Origin of the sequence: Cytobacillus dafuensis (genome assembly GCF_007995155.1) — a bacterium.
In the GTDB taxonomy this organism is placed as follows: domain Bacteria; phylum Bacillota; class Bacilli; order Bacillales; family Cytobacillaceae; genus Cytobacillus; species Cytobacillus dafuensis.
On sequence record NZ_CP042593.1, the window covers coordinates 1,771,414 to 1,788,186 of the forward strand.

Annotated in this window: 16 protein-coding genes, 1 tRNA gene, 1 pseudogene and 1 riboswitch; of the genes and pseudogenes, 11 read left to right on the forward strand and 7 right to left on the reverse strand. The window is 36.3% G+C overall.

The genetic code is table 11. The features are described from left to right. The first annotated feature begins 15 nt into the window (after positions 1-15). Positions 16-291, forward strand: coding sequence for a hypothetical protein (locus tag FSZ17_RS08385; protein ID WP_057774153.1), 276 nt, complete (start codon positions 16-18; stop codon positions 289-291). 231 nt (positions 292-522) lie between these two features. Here FSZ17_RS08385 and FSZ17_RS08390 read toward each other — a convergent pair whose 3' ends face one another. The 3 genes from FSZ17_RS08390 to FSZ17_RS08400 form a co-directional block, all read right to left on the reverse strand. Further along, positions 523-945 carry a GNAT family N-acetyltransferase gene (locus FSZ17_RS08390; protein ID WP_057774151.1) on the reverse strand — a complete coding sequence of 141 codons (423 nt, stop codon included), beginning with the start codon at positions 943-945 and terminating at the stop codon, positions 523-525. A 6-nt stretch (positions 946-951) separates the two neighbouring features. Next, positions 952-1,464, reverse strand: a complete 513-nt coding sequence (locus FSZ17_RS08395) for a YjcG family protein (protein WP_057774149.1) — start codon at positions 1,462-1,464, stop codon at positions 952-954. A 299-nt stretch (positions 1,465-1,763) separates the two neighbouring features. Beyond that, a complete protein-coding gene (locus tag FSZ17_RS08400; protein ID WP_057774148.1) occupies positions 1,764-2,489 on the reverse strand; it encodes an alpha/beta hydrolase in 726 nt (241 codons plus the stop codon). A gap of 395 nt (positions 2,490-2,884) precedes the next feature. Here FSZ17_RS08400 and FSZ17_RS08405 point away from each other — a divergent pair, with 395 nt between their 5' ends. From FSZ17_RS08405 to FSZ17_RS08435, 7 genes are all read left to right on the forward strand, one after another. Beyond that, entirely contained in the window at positions 2,885-3,898 is a 1,014-nt protein-coding gene (locus tag FSZ17_RS08405; protein WP_057774145.1) for a TAXI family TRAP transporter solute-binding subunit, read from the forward strand. A gap of 192 nt (positions 3,899-4,090) precedes the next feature. After that, positions 4,091-4,690: a DUF1850 domain-containing protein gene (locus FSZ17_RS08410; protein ID WP_228460307.1), complete on the forward strand. Its 600-nt coding sequence runs from the start codon at positions 4,091-4,093 to the stop codon at positions 4,688-4,690. Further along, a complete protein-coding gene (locus tag FSZ17_RS08415; RefSeq protein ID WP_057774143.1) occupies positions 4,677-6,635 on the forward strand; it encodes a TRAP transporter permease in 1,959 nt (652 codons plus the stop codon). Before FSZ17_RS08410 ends, FSZ17_RS08415 begins: the two co-directional genes overlap by 14 nt. 114 nt (positions 6,636-6,749) lie before the next feature. After that, positions 6,750-7,565, forward strand: a complete 816-nt coding sequence (locus FSZ17_RS08420; protein ID WP_057774141.1) for an ATP-binding cassette domain-containing protein — start codon at positions 6,750-6,752, stop codon at positions 7,563-7,565. Positions 7,566-7,570: 5 nt separating this feature from the next. Continuing rightward, on the forward strand, positions 7,571-8,275 hold the full coding sequence (locus tag FSZ17_RS08425; protein WP_146846426.1) for a hypothetical protein: 705 nt from the start codon (positions 7,571-7,573) through the stop codon (positions 8,273-8,275). A gap of 56 nt (positions 8,276-8,331) precedes the next feature. Next, positions 8,332-8,403 (forward strand) — tRNA-Val (locus tag FSZ17_RS08430). Positions 8,404-8,626: 223 nt separating this feature from the next. Beyond that, positions 8,627-8,872, forward strand: coding sequence for a hypothetical protein (locus FSZ17_RS08435; protein ID WP_057774137.1), 246 nt, complete (start codon positions 8,627-8,629; stop codon positions 8,870-8,872). A gap of 36 nt (positions 8,873-8,908) precedes the next feature. Here FSZ17_RS08435 and qoxD read toward each other — a convergent pair whose 3' ends face one another. From qoxD to qoxA, 4 genes are all read right to left on the reverse strand, one after another. Further along, entirely contained in the window at positions 8,909-9,193 is a 285-nt protein-coding gene (gene qoxD / locus FSZ17_RS08440; RefSeq protein WP_057774135.1) for a cytochrome aa3 quinol oxidase subunit IV, read from the reverse strand. A gap of 2 nt (positions 9,194-9,195) precedes the next feature. Beyond that, entirely contained in the window at positions 9,196-9,792 is a 597-nt protein-coding gene (locus FSZ17_RS08445; protein ID WP_057774133.1) for a cytochrome (ubi)quinol oxidase subunit III, read from the reverse strand. A 3-nt stretch (positions 9,793-9,795) separates the two neighbouring features. Further along, positions 9,796-11,736 (reverse strand): cytochrome aa3 quinol oxidase subunit I, encoded by a 1,941-nt coding sequence (gene qoxB, locus FSZ17_RS08450; RefSeq protein WP_057774131.1) that lies wholly within the window; start codon positions 11,734-11,736, stop codon positions 9,796-9,798. Between the two features lie 68 nt (positions 11,737-11,804). Continuing rightward, entirely contained in the window at positions 11,805-12,716 is a 912-nt protein-coding gene (gene qoxA / locus FSZ17_RS08455) for a cytochrome aa3 quinol oxidase subunit II (protein ID WP_057774129.1), read from the reverse strand. A gap of 782 nt (positions 12,717-13,498) precedes the next feature. On the opposite strand from qoxA, the gene pdxR reads away from it, so the two are divergent. From pdxR to FSZ17_RS08470, 3 genes and pseudogenes are all read left to right on the forward strand, one after another. After that, entirely contained in the window at positions 13,499-14,956 is a 1,458-nt protein-coding gene (gene pdxR, locus FSZ17_RS08465; RefSeq protein ID WP_057774126.1) for a MocR-like pyridoxine biosynthesis transcription factor PdxR, read from the forward strand. Positions 14,957-15,245: 289 nt separating this feature from the next. Continuing rightward, positions 15,246-15,352 (forward strand): annotated as a pseudogene (locus FSZ17_RS23680) (hypothetical protein); the annotation flags it as partial. 157 nt (positions 15,353-15,509) lie between these two features. Then, positions 15,510-15,691, forward strand: a riboswitch (Lysine riboswitch). Positions 15,692-15,873: 182 nt separating this feature from the next. After that, complete coding sequence (locus tag FSZ17_RS08470) at positions 15,874-16,722, forward strand: transporter substrate-binding domain-containing protein (RefSeq protein WP_057774124.1); 849 nt, start codon at positions 15,874-15,876, stop codon at positions 16,720-16,722. Positions 16,723-16,773: the final 51 nt, after the last annotated feature.

The window sequence follows — 16,773 nt, forward strand, 5'->3', positions numbered from 1 at the left end:
GGGGGTGAAGTGACCATGGGCTTAATCGCACCAGTTACACTTTATGAATATAACCAGTATGCGGAGAGGGATATCTCCAAAAGGTATGATCCATATCGATTTGTACCAATCCTACCAATTAAACCAACTACAAATCCTCCTGAATATGAGCAAAAAAATCGACCGCATTTTTCCACAGTACCGAAAAAACTCCCAAGAGAAAATCATCACAGCCATTTGGAAAATGGTGCAATAGAAAGGGTATTTGGAGAAATAACAGGGAAGGGCAGATATTTTAATACTTTTGCATAGCATTAGTTAAAAAAACTTCTGTCTAAAATGACAGAAGCCTCAGAGTGTAGAGAATGTATAATTAAATACTTTTTAAGGCTGATTGAAAACGCTTGTCTTTCGAGGCACGAAGCCTTACGAGGAGCGGAGTTACCATGGATGGGTAATGAGCACCGCAGGAAGGTGAGTAACGAAGAAAGCGAGCGTTTGTCAACAGCATTAAACTTCTGTCTAAAATGACAGAAGCTTTTTTTATACCCTTTTTTGCATAGTTCTGTGAGGAATTCCAGCATCTAAAAACTCTTCAGAAACAATTTCGTAACTTAATCCACTATAAAACGGAATTGCGTGTGTCTGAGCGTTCAGTTTTAATTTATGAAATCCTTCTTTTTTAGCGAAATTTTCAATTTCTTCCATAATAGCTTTTCCGGCACCGGATTTTCGGTGTTCCTTCAAGACACAAATTCTTTCTACTTTTCCAATGCCTTCAATAGATCGGAATCTTCCAGCTCCAATCGGCGTGACACCTTCATAGGCAACAAAGTGAAAAGAAGAACCTTCATACTGGTCAATTTCTTCTTCCTCTGGAACTTGTTGTTCATCTATAAATACGATTTTTCGGATAGAAAAAGCATCTTGAAGTTCATGCTCATTTGATACGATTTTTACAATCATCCCTCATTAATCCCTTCCTAGACGAAATGTTTCATAAACGGTCCATGAGCCATTATCAAGCTGATAGAGTAGATGGAACCGATCTACTGTGTCTTCGTAGTTAAATTGATTTAAGCTTAAAGAACCATATACATCTGAGTGTTCATCATTTGAAAGTTTTTGTCCAACTGTAATATGAGGGACAAATGCATATTCTAATACTTCTTCTGAAATTTTCTCGTTTATTTCTTTTTGAAGACCGTTCAATTCCTCCGATTCTTCAATTTTTAAATAAATTACATTATTAACAGGCTTGAATGAACTGATTTTTGTTGATTTTATTTGAAAAGGCTGGAAGTGGTTTGATATTTTGTCTAATGTTGCAGTTAACTGTTTAATTTCTTCTTCAGTTGCTTTGAATGCAGATTTTAATGTTAGATGTGGAGGAATTAACGTATAATTTGGATCATACCGTTTTCGATACGAATTTGCAAAATCCTGTATTTTTTTCGATGGGAAAATAACAATACCCAATTTCATATTATGACCTCCATATTTATTATTTGAGATAATAGTATTAGAAAGGAACAGACTGTAAAGATTTTTATTATTATAACAAATTTTCTAAATATAAAGTATAGTAAACTCATTTTATTGGGGAAATCAATAAAAAATGAGCATAAAGGCTTGAAAATAAAATATTGTTTTCGTCAAGGGGAAAATTTTCATTTATTATATTTGATCGTTTTGTTATTTCAAAAAACTTATATTCGCCTGAGGGAATGGTTTCTATGCTTATTGAACTAAAAACCAAATTGACCCTCAGGCTAAATCAAATATTAAGAAAACATTTTTTTCAATGCACGTTTAAGATCTGGCTGCCAATGAGTCCAAGTGTGATCTCCATCGAATTCGTCGTAGAAATATGGGAATTTTTTATCAACAAACAACTTCGAGAGCTCGCGATTTGGCGTTAGAAAATCCTTTTCAACTTTAAGTGTTGTTTTAACATTTGTTTCTTCTTTGCCAATTACATGATAAATAGTTAATAGATGAGGCTGACTAAATTCTTCAACTGCATTCATTACTTTTTCATCCACCATTGGTGATTGCAGTAAAACTTTTCCAAAAGTATGTGGATACTGCATCGCAGTCATTAATGATACAGTAGCAGCTAGAGAATCTCCTAATAATGCTCGTCCCATTCCCATTTGATAAGTAGGGTATTCTTGATCTAAATATGGTACAAGTTCATGCGCAAGGAAGCGGATGAACGCTTGATGCTGCTCACCATCCGGATGGTACTTTCTTCTGCGATCCTCAATGTTTTTATAAGGAACTCCAACCACTATAATATTTTCAATTTCTTGTTTTTCTAATAATTCATCTGCAGTACGGCCAATTCTCCCTAACTGAAAGTAATCCTTTCCGTCCATGGCAATGATGATGGAATATTTATATAAAGGTGTATATGTCGCTGGTAAGTAGACGAGAAGCTCGATATCCTCCCCTAATTCTTTGCTTGAAAATGTAAAATCTTTAATTGTTCCTCTAGTGTTTTCCATAGCTGTCTCCTCCGTATAATATGTAAAGCTTTTCTTGTTATTTTAACATATGAATAGTGGAAAAGCTTTTTTCAAGTTTAAAAAATTGTTATCTAATTGATAGGGATCTTTAGGCATAGTAGTTGACTGATCAAATATTAGGATGTCTGTTATAATATGGTTATTTTTTTGAAAAACATGCTGAAAAATAAAATTAATCTAATTATTTTTTTAGGATATTGGATAGCGATCTAATAGAGTTAAATATCAATGAATACGCTTATTCTTACGATACGTTCTATGTATTAATATTATTGGGAAATAAAAGTTAATTAGAGTAGTTATTGACAATTATGTTTAGTAATGTGATAGAATATATTCTGAAAACTTGGAATGTATAAAAAGGGGGAAATTTTATGAAAAAGAAGAGTTTTCTTCTTGCGACAGTATTACTGTTAGCGCTTTCTATGATTCTAGCTGCTTGTGGCGGTGGTTCAAAGGAAGTAGACGGAGAAAAAACAGATGGCGGTAAGAGTGGAGATTCTACTGCTGAAAAACCAGAATACATTAGCATCTTAACAGGTGGAACTGGCGGAACATACTTCCCGCTTGGCGGATCATTTGCCGATATCGTTACTGATGAAACAGGTATAAAGGCAAATGCTGAAACTTCAGGTGCATCAGCAGAGAATATGACCACTTTAAAAGCTGGAGATGCTGAAATTGCATTTACTCAAACGGATATTGCTTCCTATGCAAAAGATGGAAAACTAATGTTTGAAGGTGAATCCATTGATAATGTAAGTGCAATTGGTACACTTTATCCTGAAACAATCCAAATTGTAACGACTGCTAAATCAGGTATTAAATCTGTAGAGGATTTAAAAGGCAAAAAGGTATCTGTTGGTGCACCAGGCTCTGGGACAGCTGCAAATGCTGAGCAAATTCTTGAAGTACACGGAATCACTTTCGATGATATTAAGAAGCAGGACCTTTCATTTGATGAGTCAACTGCAGGAATTCAAGATGGAACAATCGATGCTGCATTCGTAACAGCTGGAACTCCTACTGGTGCTGTTGAAGGACTTTCTGCAACTGAAGATGTAGTCATCGTTCCAATCGCTCAAGATAAAATCGATGCACTAGTTGAAAAATATCCATACTATGCAAAAGAAGAAATTCCAGCTGGAACATACAAGCTAGCTGATCCTGTTTTAACAGTAGCTGTTCAAGCAATGCTTGTTGCTAGCAATGATTTATCAGACGAAGTAGTTTATGAAATTACAAAAGCTATTTTCGAAAATTTAGATAAAGTTACTCATGCTAAAGGGAAATTAATTAAGGTAGAAAATGCTTTAACTGGTGTTGGAATTGATGTACACCCTGGTGCGCAAAAATATTTCGATGAAAAAGGCGTTAAAGCTCAATAATTAGATGGAAGAAGGTTGACCGGTAGCATTAACCTCTCATGTAGGTAAAACTGCCGGTCAAATTCTCTTTTCGCAGAGTGTGTGGTACATATTATAAGTTAAGTGAAAATATTACTTTTCTTCGGTATCTATGTTTCTATTAGAATAATGATTGCTTTACAATGTTTATTCCTCTTTTAGTAGAGGTCAGATGTGATACGATATGCAATCGTCGTTTCACCGATTCCCTTTATTTTTACACTTTTAGGCGGGATCAATGTGGAAAAAAGAAAGTCAGTCAGAAAACTTATCTTTCTGCTGTTCCTCATCATTTCATCCATTGCAATAATATTTTTCATTCCATTTAGGCAAGCACTAGTTTTTGAATTTCAGGATTCTGGAAGACCACTTGCCTATATCCCTTTTTCAAAGGAAGAGACATTTAAAATCAAATATACTCATTCTATTCATTTATCTGATGTGGTAGAAAGCTATAAGATAACAGAAAAAGGTCATATTCAGCAATATGAGCTAATGTATGAAGATTATTCGATCGGAATGCCAGAGAATGCTTCAGAAGGCGAGATTTTTGAACAAAAAGATGGAAAATATTTTTTGAAAAATATGAATCGTATTTTTCCTTCATTTGACCTTCGTGTCGGAAAAGTTAGAGCAAACCACAGAGTTATTTTTAAAAATGAAGAGTATCAGCTGTCTAGATATATTGAACCAGGAACATGGATCAGAATTAAATTCAAAAAAATCAATATTTTTCAGCAATTGAAAGGAGTGAACATCCTTGAGTCAACATGAAACATTATCTCAAGAAGAACAACAGGAATTACTTGAAAAATATGACCCAGAAGCTGGAACGAGAAAACTCAAAGGAATAATGGGAAAGGTTGTTTTTATTGGTTTATTATCATTTTCTTTATTCCAGCTTTACACGGCTGTTTTTGGAATGCTTACTGCCCAGCTGCAAAGATCCATTCATTTAGGATTTGCACTGGCACTCATTTTCTTATTATTCCCTGCTAGAAAAAAAGATCGCGGTGTTAAGAATAAGCCAGCTTGGTATGATTATATACTTTCACTTGCATCTGTAGCAGTCGGAGCATACTGGCCGCTTATGATTGACGAGCTTGTTATGAGGGTCGGCAGACTAACGACTCTCGACTTTATTATTGGTTTAATGGCGATCATCCTCGTATTGGAAGCTACTCGCAGAGCAGTTGGCCTTCCGATAACAATTATTGCGGGTCTCTTTATAGCTTACGCAGTCTATGGACCTTATATGCCAGGCTTCCTAGCCCATCGTGGGTTAGATTTGGAAAGACTTGTGCAAACGATGTTTTATACGACAGAAGGGATTCTCGGTACGCCTTTAGGGGTATCTTCGACTTTTATTTTCTTATTCCTACTGTTTGGATCATTTCTTGTTAAAACTGGGGTTGGACAGTATTTCAATGACTTAGCCTTGTCAATAGCAGGAAAGAGAATCGGAGGACCTGCAAAAGTAGCTATTTTCTCCAGTGCTTTACAAGGAACAATAAGTGGAAGCTCTGTCGCAAACGTAGTTACATCAGGATCATTTACGATCCCAATGATGAAAAAGCTAGGCTATAAGAAAGAATTTGCTGGCGGCGTAGAGGCAGCAGCTTCAACGGGCGGACAGCTTATGCCTCCAGTAATGGGTGCTGCTGCATTCTTAATGGTAGAATTTATTGGCGGTATTACTTACTGGGAAATTGCAAAAGCTGCAGCAATTCCAGCATTGCTATATTTCACAGGTATTTGGATTATGACCCACTTTGAAGCGAAGCGAGTAGGGTTAAGTGGATTGAAAGACGAAGAAATGCCAGATCGTAAAGAAGTATTAAAGAATATTTACTTACTCTTACCGATTCTTGGTGTTATTATTCTACTAATGAGCGGAATGAGTGTTATTCGTGCTGCATTATGGTCGATTGTCATCACAATCGCAGTGAGTGCGATCCGAAAAGAAACACGAATCAGCTTTAAGGATGCTATTGACGCACTTGTAGAAGGTGCCCGTACTGCTCTAGGTGTAGCTTCAGCTACAGCAGCAGCTGGAATAATCGTTGGGGTAGTAACTAAAACAGGCTTAGGGTTAAAGCTTGCTAACGGCTTGCTTGATCTTGCCGGAGGTGCACTAATTCCAACATTAATGTTAACAATGTTAGCTGCTCTTGTTCTAGGAATGGGCTCACCTACAACAGCAAACTATGTTATTACATCAACGATTGCAGCACCAGCTATCATTCTATTAGGTGTTCCAGATCTACCTGCACATTTATTCGTATTCTACTTCGGTATCATTGCAGATATTACACCACCAGTTGCTTTAGCAGCATTTGCTGCCGCAGGGGTATCTGGGGGCGATCCGATAAAGACCGGGGTCAGCTCAGCGAAGCTAGCCATAGCAGCCTTTATCATTCCATATATGTTTGTCCTTTCTCCGGAACTATTAATGATTGATACAAATTGGTATACCTTAATTTGGGTGGTTTGTACAGCATTAGCCGGTATGACAGCGATTGGAGCAGGGGTAATCGGATATTGGTTTAGAAAACTAGTATGGTATGAGAGAATTCTCGCATTAGCTGGTGGACTTCTGTTAATTGATCCAAATGGAATTACAGATATTATCGGAATAGGTTTATTTGTCACTGTGATTGCTTTACAGTTTATTTTCAAGCGTAATAATATGACAAAGCAACAACAAACTGCTTTATAATGAAAGGAAGCACCAGAAAAGGGTGCTTCCTTTTTCTGTTTTTTCATAACTAGGATTTTAGATGAACTACTGAAGAGCTAATGGTAAAATAAAGAAAAAACTAGAGGGTTTTTTATGAATATATTTGAAGCAAATGTTGCAGGGAAACAAATGAATGGAAACTTATTATTACAAGATATTTCAATAAGTGTTAAACAAGGGGAAAGGATTGCCATTATCGGTCATAACGGGTCGGGAAAAAGCAGCCTTTTAAAGCTCATTGGAGGAATCTTTGAGCAATCTAGTGGCGAAATAAAACGAGCGAACATTAAAACAGCCTATGTGCCAGAGCACTTCCCGGAAAATATCTGTTTTAAAATGCAGGAATATTTATTATTAATGGGAAAAATGTCTGGAAGTCAAGGCGATGAGTTGTCGAAACAAATCACAGCCTATGCGAAAAGTTTTGAGATTGAAGAATTCTTACATACACCTTTAAAAAATTGCTCAAAAGGAACAAAGCAGAAAGCTGGTATTATTCAGGCTTTGCTTATGGACCCAGAATTATTATTACTGGACGAGCCGTTGACGGGATTAGATGAGCAGGCACAGCTGGAATTGCTAAATCAGTTAGAGTCAAAGAGGGGAAATAATACGATTATTTTTACAGTTCACGAATCCATGCTAATTGATCGGTTAGCGGACCGAGTGCTAATGATTAAGAATGGTAGAATTGTTGATGATAGTGTGATGACTAAAAAAGAAAAAATAATGGTTATAAAAGCGGTGATCTCTAATCAAATACAAGTCTCCGGACTACCTTGTATTAGTTTTGAATGGATTGAAGAGAACATTATTGAAATGATGGTTCTGGCCGAGGAATCAAATAAATTACTAAAAAAGCTCCTAGAGCAAGATTTTCTCATTTTAGAGTTAAGAGAGAAGAGGTAGTAGTGTTGTCAACTTTTGTCCGTTACCAATTAATCAGCTTTATTCGTTCATTGAAATTTATTCCCCCCGTTATCGTTTATTTAACGTGGGTATTTATATTATATGCCTATAAGAACGTTCCGATTTTAAGCAGCTATGGTGCATCATCAATTGCCCTTTACATGATAATGACTTGGATTGCCATGGCAATATTTACGATGGAAGAAGATAGTGAAAAGCATATTCTTTTTACACATGTTGGGGGAAAGCAAAAATACCTTATAGGAAAATGGTTTGCAGTTCTAGCTTTCATGATTCCTCTCGCATTTTTTGCGATTTTTTATCCTATTTTAGCCGGTAGTTTCAAAGGAAGTATGACGGTTAGCCTTTATGCAATGACTTTCTATAGTCATATTATATTCGGGATGTTTGGTATTTTAATAGGTACACTTTTTTCAGCCACAACCTTTGCGATGAAGAAATATTCGTGGCTCTCTGCTGTCTTTTTCTTAGTCGTATCCCTTGCTTCAAAATCATTGATTGAGGCGGTTTCATTATTGAAATGGGGCTTATGGGTTTTTCCACCGGTGTTTGAAGTGATTGACTATATGAGCGCAGGAGATCAGTTGATTGCTAATCAAGTGTTTTGGTTTGATACATTACATGTGCTCCTTTACTTAATTATAGGAATAATGATGGCCATTTTGCTTTTTTTGAAAAAGGAGCAGTAAAATAATTATTGACTTTTTCCGTTATTTACATATAATTAAATATGTACTTAATATTGGATCTGATAGTTCAGCGGGAGAACACTACCTTGACAGGGTAGGGGTCGGGGGTTCAAATCCCTCTCAGATCATAAGTTTAGGGCACATTTCAAATATGAAATGTGCCCTTTTTGTATGCTTGGATAATTTTAAAAAATGAGGGGAAGTTACAAAATCCTAAGCTGGAAGTGAGAGCATGAAAATAGATAAAAATATAGATTTTAAAAATGTCAATACCTAGAAGAAAAAATAACGAAATAATTTGACAATTTAGTGAACTTAGTTAGATAATATATGTAAAGGAGGTTAAGTGATATGAAATCGAAAGCGAAATTATTAAATACAATAAAATATGTAGGTGGAATCGTACTGACAATTGGAATCATTACATTCTTACTTGGTATTTTTGAAAGAGGTTCAAGTGTATTAACTCCAATTGGCATTGGAACAGTGATGGGAGCTATTTTCATCTTTTTAATGGGTGTGTTTTTTGTGGCGACGGAAGAGATGCTTGAGAAAATGGATAAAGGAATTGCCATTGCTCCAATGAAAATAAAATAGGAGCGCCATGTTGGACGCTCCTTTTAAGACATCTTTTTAAATATAACCCCAAATCATAGTAAGCAGTGTACCAAAAACGGTAGCTAGTGCTATGAAAATGGCGTAATATAGGTTCGTGTAGATTGACCCTCTATCTCCAGTTTCCCCAGCGTGCATAAATACAACTAGTTGTAGAGCCGCTTGTATAAATGCTGTAATTAGAAGAACCGTCATGCCTGTTGTGAATGGCATGTCTAAGAAGTAAACCATAAGAGCTACTGCTGTAAGGATTAGTGAAAATACAAAACCCATAACTTGTTTAAACGGGAATAATTCACTCATGTTTACATCAGTCCTTTCATGTAGATGAAGCTGAAAATGAAGATCCAAACAACGTCTAGGAAATGCCAATAAAGTGAGAAAATGAAAGATTTATTGGCAGTTTCAGGAGTCAATCCACGCTTTCTAACTTGAAGGACGATGGATAATCCCCAAAATAAACCAAATGTAACGTGCGCTCCATGAGTCCCTAATGTTGTTAATAGGATCGCTGTAAATGCACTAGTTTGTAGTCCTGCACCTACGTGATAAAAGTGATTAAACTCGAAAATCTCGACGCTTAAGAATCCTAGACCAAGAAGAAGGGTAATCCCAAAAAACGCCAGCATGGCCTTCTTTTTACCGAGACGCATAGCATGGATTGCTAATCCAATCGTAAAACTACTAGTTAAAAGTACAAATGTTTCAATCAGTACTGGCGCTATTTCAAAAATATCTGCTCCAGAAGGACCGCTACCTGTACGATTGACTAATGTGAAATATGCGGCGAAAAGGGTACCAAAAAGCATAATTTCGGCACCAAGAAAAATCCAGAATCCTAAAATATTTATTTGGTTTTGCCCTGTACTATACTCAAGAGGCAGCGAGTTATCTATTTTCATTAATTAAGCACCTCGCGATGTTTCAGTTTTTTTAATTTCATTGACAGAGATGTAACGACCGTGATCTTTCTCAAAGGAACGAAGAGCCATACAAGCAAAAATCCCAATTGTTGATATGATGACAGGAATCCACATTCCGAATACAAATGAGAATCCCCATGCAAAGAATATACATCCCATAATGAAAGGAACACCGGTGTTATTTGGCATATGAATTTTTTCATATTCACCTGTGAATAGTTTATGACCATTTTTCTTAGCATCCCAAAATGTTTCAGATGAATTAACTTGAGGCGTAATAGCAAAGTTATATTCTGGTACTGGACTATGTGTAGCCCACTCAAGAGAACGTGCATCCCACGGATCTGAACCAATATCTCTTGAAGCGTAACGAGTGCTGTAGTAAACATTGTACACGATTAAACAGAAACCTATAGCAAGTCCAAGTGCTCCAATGAACGAAAGCATATTCAAAAATCCAAATCCAGTTGATTCAGAGTAAGTGTACATACGACGTGCTTGACCATCTAAACCAGTGAAAAACATTGGCATGAATGCTAAAAGAGTGCTCATGGAGATAACCCATGCCCCTGCTTTACCAATTTTCTCATTCAACATGTAACCAAACATTTTTGGCCAGTAGTAATGGAGACCAGCAAGCATAGCGAACACGACACCAGGAATAATAACCATGTGGAAGTGAGCGACTAAAAACATCGTATTATGGTATTGGTAGTCGGCAGCTGACATTCCAAGCATTACCCCAGTAACCCCACCGATTGTGAAAATCGGAATGAACAATAATGAATAAAGCATTGGAGTGGTAATAACGATTTTACCTTTATAAAGTGTAAATAACCAGTTGAATATTTTAACTCCCGTTGGAACAGCAATCGCCATTGTAGTAATAGAGAAAATACTATTCGTTAGAGCCCCTTGACCCATTGTAAAGAAATGGTGTGTCCAAACTAAGAATGATAATAGAGAGATTATAACCATTGAGCCGACCATTGATTTATAACCATATAGATTACGGCGTGAAAAGGTTGAGATAATCTCACTATAAATACCAAATGCCGGCAGAATTAAGATGTACACTTCAGGATGTCCCCAAACCCAGAAGAAGTTCGCCCAAAGCATATCCATACCGCCATTTCCTGTAGTAAAGAAGTTTGTAGCAAATAAACGATCCATCGTGCCCATAAGAAGTGCTACAGTTAATACAGGGAAAGCAAAAACGATAATAGCGTTCGTAACTAAAGCAGACCATGTGAACATTGGCATTTTCATTAGTGTCATGCCTGGTGCTCTCATTTTTAAAATAGTAGTTATAAAGTTAATCCCTGTCATTAATGTACCCAGACCAGAAATCTGAAGAGCAATCATATAATAGTTTGTTCCTACAGATTCACTAAATTCATTTCCTGCAAGTGGAAAATAAGAAGTCCAACCTGCATCTGGAGAACCACCAATGACGAAAGAGATATTCAACAACATCGCTCCAGTGAAGAATAACCAGAAGCTAATTGCATTTAATCGCGGGAACGCTACATCACGAGCTCCAATTTGTAATGGAACTACGAAGTTCATGAAGGCCATAATGAATGGCATGGCCATAAAGATAATCATAACGACTCCATGGGTAGTGAATATTTCATTATAGTGCTGAGCATCTAACAGCGTGTTTTCAGGCACTGCTAGTTGAGCACGCATCATAATTGCATCTACTCCACCGCGGAATAGCATTAATAATGCAGATATTAAATACATAATACCAATACGTTTATGGTCAACTGTTGTTAACCATTCACGCCATAAATAGCCCCATTTTTTAAAATAGGTCAAGCCAGCGATAATTGCGATAACTGTAAGTCCAATGGCAACCATCGATGCATAAATAGCAGGACTTGTATGTGGTACGGCAAATCGATCAAAGTAATCCATACATTTGTGACTCCTTTCAGGAATTCTTGATATATAAAACTAGCTTTTTGTTTTAACGTAAGATAAACCTAATGATGTTGGTGATTAGAATGTTCTTCATGTGAATCATCTGCAGATTTTTCTGAATTAGATGATCCGTGATTATGTCCACCATTTTCACCTTCTGGAGGAGGCATGAATTCTAAGTGAGTTCCAGTGTATGTGGACTGCCCAACATGACCTGGTTTTAATAATTCATCGAATTTCTCTTCAGTAAGAGGTTCCGCTGTTTTCTTCACTTCATCTACCCAATCATCAAATTCACTTTCAGGCATCGCTTTGACATTGAAGGTATTTTCAGCAAATCCTTTTCCACTAAAGTTGGCATTTCGTCCCATATATTCACCTGGAACATCAGCTGCTAAATGTAATGTATTGACCATGTCAGACATTGCGTATTTTTGTCCACCAAGCTGAGGAATCCAGAAGCTCGTGATTGGGCCGTATGAATAGAGTTTAAATTCAAGTGCTCGATCTGTAGGAATATACAAGTAATTAACTGTTTCGATATTCTCTTCAGGGTAACTAAAATGCCACTTCCAATTAGATGTTGAAGCATATACAATTAATGGCTCTTTATCTTCATACCCTTTCGGTGCTGACTCAACGATATTGTTACTTTGAACGGAAACAAAGGAAAGGTAAGCGACTATTAAAACGGGAATCCCCACACAAATGACTTCAATCCATATATTTCCTTCAATGTGAGGTGGTTCATAATCATCTCTTTGCTTTGAAGCACGATATTTTACTAGCATAATAATTAAAATAGCGAAGACAGCTAGGACAATTATCGACATAATTCCAATCGATAACATGATGTCACTTGCTTGCCTTTCAGCTTGGGGCCCTTTAGGATCCAAAACCAATAGCGGTTCGCATCCTGTTAACATAGTGACAATAGTGAAAACTATTGATAAAAAAGACCATTTTTTTCTCATGGAATAACCCCTTCCATATTTTATTTTGTAGTTTCATAGCGAAATAATGATTTAGCATGTTTCATGATTCACAGTCGATTTATATATTAGTCGCTCTAATTCTGAAAGGCAAGGAAATGTGATTGGTGTCACAAAATGTTCAAAAATACGCTTGTAAATATTGGTACATCAGCCTTTTCTTTTAAAATAAAGAATCGTTTAACAAGTCACTTTTACAAAAGTGGTTGGTTAAATTTCTGACAAAATGGATGGTATTTAATTGTGAGACATATCGTATACTATTATTATTTAGAAAAAATAGTATCCTAAAAGATTAATAGTTTACCCAACAAAAAAAATTCTTTGAAGATTAAAAATATCTCAATTGATTTTACTTTTTTATTGATATTTTTTTATCCTAGTATAATTTTAGTTAGAATCTAAAATGTCTTAAGAGGTGTAACATGAAGATTATGTTTGCTTTGGTTTTCTGTATCTTATTCATATCAATTGTCTTAACTCTATTAGTCACTCGTAATGGCGACGAAAATTATAGCAGCTCAACAAGAAGAAATAATATTAATTTATCTTTAATTTATGGTGTAATTATCATCCTTGCAATAATTGCTCTTGGAGTATATATTACTTTTTTTGCTTAACACCGATACTGTCATTTAACCTAGAGAAGTAATAGTGCAATAGGTAATATTGGAAAAATGAACTTTCCTAAGTTTGAATAAATAAAGAAATATGAATACAATAATTAGTATTAGGGCTAAACAAAGTAGTGAGGAATGTAGTAAATGGACTGGAAACCAGATCGAAAAGCGAAAAAAGCTATATATAAACAGCTTGCAGAATATATCGAAAATGGCATAGCAGATGGTACTTTTCCACCTGATAAACCATTACCTTCTGAAAGATACTTAGCTAAAGAGCTTAACATCAATAGAAGCACAGTTGTTGCCGCGTATGACGAGTTGGAATCCAATGGGCTCGTACAAAGAACTAGAGGAAGCGGTACGACCATTAGCAAAGATATATGGGGAATTACGAGGAAACGTATACCGAGCTGGAACAGGTATATTAAGGCTGGATCCTTTTTGCCCAATTTACCTGTTACACAAAAAATTCGCAAAGAAATGGTAGAGCATAAACTGATTGATTTAGCAAGCGGGGAATTATCGGAGGATCTTTTTCCATTGGATTCCTTAAGAAAGATTACTTCTACTAGGTCTTTTATTGGAAGCTTAGGATATGACCATCCACAAGGAAATGTAGTATTAAGAGAGACCATTACAAAACACGTTAAACAATTTCGAAGAATTGATACAAATCCTTCATCAATACTTATTACATCGGGAGCCCAACAAGCCTTACATTTAGTCGTTCAATGTCTGTTAAAACCGGGAGATGCAATTGCTATTGAAGAGCCATCCTACCATTATAATCTCCCTATATTTAAATCGGCAGGGCTCAAAATATATTATTTACCAGTAGATAAAGATGGAATAAACCCTAATGATTTGGTGTCATTACATAAAAAACATCGAATTCGGATGATATTTTTAAATCCGATTTTTCAAAATCCAACAGGAGCTTTACTTCACAAAAATCGGCGGAAAACAGTTTTGGAAATATCTTCTGAATATGGGATTCCTGTTGTTGAAGATGATCCATATAGTTTAACGTCCTTTTCAGGAGAAGAGATCTCAACTCTAAAATCAATGGATCTCAACGGAAATGTTTTATATATTAGCTCTTTATCGAAAATCGTTGCTTCAGGGCTGCGAATTGGTTGGATAATTGGACCAAGACCAGTTATTGAAAGATTATCCGATGCGAAACAGCAAATAGATTTCGGGCATGCTAGCTTTACTCAATGGATTTCTAATGATTTTTTGGAATCGGAAGAATTTCATTTTCATATCAAGAAATTAGTCAAACAGTTAGAGAAGCGAAGGGATCAAATTGTCAAGAGCCTTAGATTTTATTTAAAGGATCAAGTTGACTTTTATATACCGCAGGGTGGAATCCATATTTGGTGCAAGTTGAATAAAGATTTTAATGAAGTACAATTGCTGGAAGAGTCAATCAAAAGAGGGGTTATCTATGTACCCGGAACTACAATGGGATCCAAAAAGGGATTCGTCCGCTTTACCTTTGCAAGGGAAAATGAAGAATCTATAAATGAAGGAATAAAGAGGTTTACCGAAGCACTTAATGCAGTAAATAATAATTATTTAATCGGAGGATCATGAAAATTTCATGATCCTTTTTTATATTTTAGCTTTGTTAAAGCTCAGTGTTGATAATGCTATTTTTGTTGTTGATTCTTGCTGCAGGCGCGAGTTCCTCGAAAATGCTAACGCATTTCCTTCGTGCGGTGATCATTCTAGGAAGCTTATTCAATGTCCTGCGGGAGAAGCGAGTCAAAGGGTGACCCAGCAGTAGAGATAGCTACGAGCAGGCTTCCGGACCGCCCGCGATCGCTAAGTGACTGCAGCGGAAATCAACAGGGAAGTTTAACATAGCCTATATTTTAAAAGTGTTATGGTTTATCCTCCTGGGATTCCGATCTTTATCCCTGGTGTAATAATTTCGTAATGTATACAAGAACAAATATTGAAGCCGGTCTTCCAGTTCAAGGTGCATGAGATACTGAATTAAAAACAATTCGCGTGATAAAAGAACATTAAATTAATATAATATTAAAATAATGATTTTCTGTGACTTTTTCCTTATAGAATGTTGACAGATTATATCGATTATTGTAGACTACATGTAACAATTTAATAAGACCTCACTTTTTACTAGTGAGGTAGAGGCGCGATATTTAACAGTCTTTAGCGGAGCTTGAGAAGCTATGATGCTATTGAGAAGGAAATGTCGCCGAAGCTTGTAATATTCTCTGTATTGCTTGCTGGGTCTGCAGTTAAGAACTGCAGGACTGTCTCAATAAACATCCCGGTTTATTGAGTTGTGCTATCTCATTTAGGGAAAGAAGAGGACTTAAGGGCAAATGTATAATACGAGACCTGAGTTTACCTCAGGTCTCTTTTTATTATGTAAATTTCCCGAATAAATTGAATAATGGGACTTTTATAATTGGGTGGCATGCATACCTTTCCGATTATAGAAATATATTAAACTATCATAACAAAAGGGGAGAAGCTTCATGAGGAGAAAATTATCATTTTTAATAGTAATGTCTTTATCTATGATTTTACTTTTGGCAGGATGTGGTACAAGCAAGGATTCTGAAAAAACAGGTGGTGCAGGAGAGTCTGAAAATGGAACATTTAAAGTGGGGCTTGAAGCTGGATATGCTCCATTCAACTGGACACAAATGGATGAAGCAAATGGCGGCGTAAAAATTGACGGAAGTGCAGAATATGCAGGTGGATACGATGTAGAAATCGCAAAAAAAATCGCTGACGGTTTAGGAAAAGAATTAGTGATCGTGAAGACTGAGTGGGATGGCCTAGTCCCGGCTCTGACTTCTGGAAAAATTGACGCTATTATTGCAGGAATGTCGCCAACAGCTGAACGTAAAAAGACGATTGACTTTTCAGACGTCTACTATAAATCGAATTTAGTTATGGTTGTTAAAAAAGGCGGAAAATATGATGGAGCTACATCTATCCAAGATTTTAATGGTGCAAAAGTGTCTGCTCAATTAAATACTTTCCACTATTCAGTCATCGATCAAATTGACGGTGTGAACAAACAGCCTGCTATGGATAACTTCCCAGCAATGAGGGTTGCGCTTGAATCAGGAGTTATTGATGGATATGTATCTGAACGTCCAGAAGGAGTAAGTGCTGAATCTGCTAACGAAAACTTTAAGATGATTGAATTTAAAGATGGCTTTAAAACATCAGATGATGATACTGCAATTGCAGTAGGTGTTGCAAAGGGCAGTGACTTAACGGAAGAAATCAATAAAATCTTGGCAGGCATCTCTGAGGATGAACGTACAAGCATTATGGATGCTGCTATTAAAAATCAACCAGCAGCCAATTAATGATTATGTGAAACCGGGTGCATCTTCATGCAGTCGGTTTCGCTTTTCTTA